5 protein-coding genes and 1 pseudogene are annotated in these 4,140 nt (G+C 72.7%); 3 read left to right on the top strand and 3 right to left on the bottom strand.

Annotated features, from left to right (window positions below):
- Positions 1-559 (bottom strand): ImmA/IrrE family metallo-endopeptidase (locus tag SACSA_RS23305; RefSeq protein ID WP_019818617.1); only part of this gene is annotated, 559 nt, incomplete at its 3' end.
- Positions 560-943: a helix-turn-helix domain-containing protein gene (locus SACSA_RS0115800; protein ID WP_028661931.1), complete on the bottom strand. Its 384-nt coding sequence runs from the start codon at positions 941-943 to the stop codon at positions 560-562.
- A 116-nt stretch (positions 944-1,059) separates the two neighbouring features.
- On the opposite strand from SACSA_RS0115800, the gene SACSA_RS0115795 reads away from it, so the two are divergent.
- Together SACSA_RS0115795 and SACSA_RS0115790 are read left to right on the top strand one after the other, a co-directional pair.
- Entirely contained in the window at positions 1,060-1,290 is a 231-nt protein-coding gene (locus SACSA_RS0115795) for a DUF2188 domain-containing protein (RefSeq protein ID WP_019818615.1), read from the top strand.
- A gap of 111 nt (positions 1,291-1,401) precedes the next feature.
- The gene (locus SACSA_RS0115790) at positions 1,402-2,568 is read left to right on the top strand and encodes a glycoside hydrolase family 3 N-terminal domain-containing protein (protein WP_028661930.1); all 1,167 of its coding nucleotides are present in this window, start codon (positions 1,402-1,404) and stop codon (positions 2,566-2,568) included.
- Between the two features lie 28 nt (positions 2,569-2,596).
- On the opposite strand, the gene SACSA_RS0115785 is transcribed toward SACSA_RS0115790, so the two are convergent.
- On the bottom strand, positions 2,597-3,010 hold the full coding sequence (locus tag SACSA_RS0115785; RefSeq protein ID WP_028661929.1) for an SsgA family sporulation/cell division regulator: 414 nt from the start codon (positions 3,008-3,010) through the stop codon (positions 2,597-2,599).
- Positions 3,011-3,393: 383 nt separating this feature from the next.
- Here SACSA_RS0115785 and SACSA_RS26260 point away from each other — a divergent pair.
- A pseudogene (locus SACSA_RS26260) lies at positions 3,394-4,140 on the top strand (hypothetical protein); the annotation flags it as partial.

Raw genomic sequence — 4,140 nt, 5'->3', positions numbered from 1 at the left:
TGGCCCGTGCGCGGCGGGCCACTCGGCGCGCGCCCGTGACGTTCATCCGCCACCGGGCCAGCCGCTCGCTGACCCGGAAGTGCCGGGCCACCGAGGCGTCCGTCCAGTCGCGGAACGCCGCCGCACGAGCCGCGTCGCGAGGCAGCAGCAGTTCCCCGGCCAGTTCCGTCGCCTCGTGTTCGGCCGTCGGAGGTGAGGCGGGACGGCATGGCCCGCCGTCGGTCACCAGTACGTCGACGTCGTGTTCGAGCAGCACGTGCGCCATCTCGTGGGCGACGGTGGACCGGCGGCGGGTCGCGTCGTGCGTATGGTTCTCGACGATCACCCGCGCGGGACCGACCGAGATGAGCGCGCCGGAGAACACCGGGGCCGCGGGCCCGGTGAAGTGCCGCACCGCCTCGGCGGGCAGCCAGGGCTGGTCCAGGGTGAACACCTCAACGCCGTACAGCCGCGCCAGCGCGTACGGGTCGAGCGGTGCGAAGGTGGGCAGCCCGAGCTCGTCGCGGACGTCGAGGGCGAGTCGGCTCGCCGTGGCCTTGAATCCGCGCCGCACGGACACTCACCCCTCCTGTCGATCCTGTCCGTCCTGCTGGCCCGCCTTGATCCGCCGCATGGTGGCGCCGACGATGTCGAGCAGGTAGTCCTTGTCCGCGTCACTGAGGTCCTCGCGGGCGCGCAGCAGGAGCGCGAGCTGCGCCTCCAGGGTCGGCGCCGGGTCGGGACGGGGCTCGTGCCCGACCATGAACTCCTCGGCGGGCGTGCCGAGCCACTGCACCAGCGCGATGAACCCGTCCAGGTCAGGGCGCTGACCGTTTCCCATCCTGCTGAGCAGGGACGGGCTGACCCCGGCCTGCTCGGCGAGTTGCCTCCACGACAACCCGCGCGCCCGGCGCTGGGCGTCGAGCGCGTCGTGGAGGCGGCGCGCGTCCATCCGGCCTTCCATGTCCTCGCCTTCCCTCCGTCTTCTTTCACTATCACAGGGGTGTGTCGTTCCTGCCACGGTCGTTGCGCTACTGCAACGATGTAGCGGTGCTGGGACGAACCTGGAGGGAGCACGGTATGGCGGTGCGGTATCGGGTGGTGTTCCGGTTCTCGCCGGACTCGCTGACCTGGCTGGTCGAACGCGGGGACGAGGTGCTCTCGCGGTGGTGCCGCAGGCACGACGCCGTCCGCGAGGCGGCCCGGTGCGCGCGGGAGGGAGCGCCGAGCACCCTGACGGTGGAGCGGGTGGACGGCACAGTGCAGCAGCGGAGACGCTATCCGCGTCCGCGTTCCGCTGACGACGGGTGAGGCCGTCTCGCGCGCGCGAGACGCCGAGGGCGGTCTGCCCCGGCTCCGGGCGGCGGCCGGAGCTCACCTCGCGCGCGCGGGACGCCGCCGGTGGCAGTAGCGTGTGCGACGATGAAGCGTTTACTCGCGGGCGCGATGTGCGCCGCTCTGCTGGGAGCCGGGTGCGGTGGGCCGGGCGAGGAGTCCGCCGATCCGGGTACGACCCCGCCCGAGCCCGGTACGACCGGTGGACCCACCTCGGCCCCGAGTCCGACGACCGGGACATCTCCGGCGCCCGGAGGGGAATGCGCGGAGGTGATCGACCAGCTCTCCCCGCGCGAGCGGCTGGCCCAGCTCCTGGTCGTGGGCGTGGACCCGGCCGACCCGGCGGCGGCGACCGAGCTGGTGCGCACCGACCGGGTCGGCGGCATCTTCATCGGTGGCAACGCCACGGCGCTACTCACCGGAGACTCGCTGGAGCAGGTGCGGCAGGCGGCGGGTGAGGTCCCCCTTTCGGTCGCCGTCGACGACGAGGGTGGGCGCGTGCAGCGCATCGACGACCTCGTCGGGTCGATGCCCAGTGCCCGCGAGATGGCGCGGACGATGTCGCCGGAGGAGGTGCGCGACCTGGTCGAGCGGCGCGGCGAGCAGATGCGCGAGCTCGGCATCACCGTCGACTACGCCCCGGTGCTCGACCTCACCGACGGCCCCTCCGGGGGCGTCATCGGGGACCGTTCGTACAGCGCCGACCCGGAGACGGCGAGCGAGTACGCGCGTGCCTTCGCCGAGGGACTGGCCACGGCGGGGGTGCAGCCGGTGGTCAAGCACTTCCCCGGGCACGGCCGCGCCGACGGGGACTCGCACCAGGAACTCGTGGAGACCCCGCCGCTCGACGAGCTGCGCGAGACCGACCTGGTGCCCTACGAGCAGCTGCCCGAGTACCCGGGGAACACCGCCGTGATGGTCGGCCACCTCAACGTGCCCGGGCTGACCGAGGGCGAACCCGCGTCGCTGTCGGCGCCCGCCTACGACCTGCTGCGGCAGGACTACGCGTTCGACGGGCTCGTGGTCACCGACGACCTCGGCGCCATGCGGGCCATCTCCGACCGCTACCCGCTGCCTGAGGCGGTCCTGAGGGCGCTGCAGGCCGGAGCCGACCAGCCGCTGTGGTCGGCGGGCGGCGACGTGACCCCGGTGCTGGACCGTCTTGAGCAGGCGGTGGCCGACGGGGAACTGCCCGAGGAGCGTGTCCGGGAGTCGCTGACGCGGGTGCTCAGCGCCAAGGACGCTTGCGCCTGACCCGGCCCGTACGCACCGGCGGGCTCGGTCAGGGGCGCGCGGTGGTGAGATTCGCGATCACCGCGTCGAGGTCCAGGTGTTCGGATTCCGAGCCCGGCGGCACGAGCGCGATGCTGGCGTCGAGGAACAGGCGCACGTCCTGCCTGCTGATCTCCACGGTCGCGTACCCGTCCGGCGATTCGAGTTCGATGACGAGCACGTCGTCGTCCTGGTCGGACAGGTCCGGGCGGATGCGGATGTCGCCGATTCCCGCCGGTTCGCGCAGGCCGGTCAGCAGCAGGTCGCGGGCGAATTCCCACTCGACCCACTCGTCCGGCTCGACGCGGAAGGCCAGCGCCACCGTGAACGGCGCGCTCGCCGCGAAGGTCAGTCTCGACAGCACCGGTGTGGCACAGCCGTTGAGGTAGACGAACTGGCTCTGGTGCACGGCGTTGTTGTCCACGTTGTCCACGGCACGCTCCCGTCCCTCCGTGCCGCCCGCCCTGGCGCGTGCGGTCCTCTACAGGAAGAGACGTCCGACTGGCGCTGAGGTGATGCGCCATTCGGGGGAATCTTGTCGTCACGGGCCCACGGTGAAGTAGCCTCCGGGTCTCCGTCACACGGTGGAGTGGGCCGCCGGACGGGCTCCCACATCGGGCGAGCCATGCGGCTCTCGGCAGTGTTCACTCGATGGGGTCGGATTTGTCAGGGAATCGAACTGCCCGCGTGACACTGCCCGTGCGCGCGCGGTAGACACCCTGTGGATCTTTCAGTGGGCGCATGCGTGGGGGCGCATGGGGGAGGGCAGCGAAACGGGGGTGCACCTGTGAGGAAGGGACGACTCTGATGGCGCCCGACGTGCCGCGTCGGACGCCGCACGACGCGGGCGTGCTCGACCGCACGGGGATCATCGGCGCGAGTTGGCCGCCTCGTCGTTTCGACCCGGACGACGACGGCGACGGTTACGCCGCGTCGGGCCGCTCGTCGCGGTCGGGCTTCGCCGGGATGGCGGCGGCGGTGCTGATGATGATCTCCGCGGTCACGGCGGTCATCGACGGTGCCCCGGTGGGCGGTGGGCCGACCGACATGGCCGGGGACTCCGAGCGTCATCTGCCCGACGCGCCGGTGCCCGGTCCTCAGCCGTACGGTTCCGGCCCGGCCAACACCGACGACCCCCGCGCGGACCACACCGACCCGGAAAACGAGCCGGGCGCCGACGACGAGGGTGACGCCGACGACGCGCGTGACGTGGGGGATGCCGACACCGTGACTGAGGCTCGTACCGGGGACGTGTCCGGCTCCGCGCGGTCGGCGGGCTCGGGTCCGGACGGGGCCGACGACCGCGCCACCGTGGTCCGGCTGGGTGAAACAGCCCGCGTCGACGTGCCCGCGCCGGACGTGGGTTCCGCTCCCGCCGCACGGGTGGAGGCGAGGTCGGAGCAGGGGCGCCAGGCGGCCGCGCAGGCCTGGGACCTCTTCACCTCGGTGGTTGAGCACTACGGCCGAGACCGCACCGAGGGCGTGCCGCGCGGGACCGACGGCCGCCCGGGCGGTGAGGACGAACGCGAGTCCGGCTCCGAGCGCGGCAGGGGG

This window comes from Saccharomonospora saliphila YIM 90502 (genome assembly GCF_000383795.1).
Lineage (GTDB): Bacteria > Actinomycetota > Actinomycetes > Mycobacteriales > Pseudonocardiaceae > Saccharomonospora > Saccharomonospora saliphila.
The sequence above is the reverse complement of the archived record's forward strand: the minus strand, read 5'-3'. Positions and strand labels throughout refer to the sequence as shown.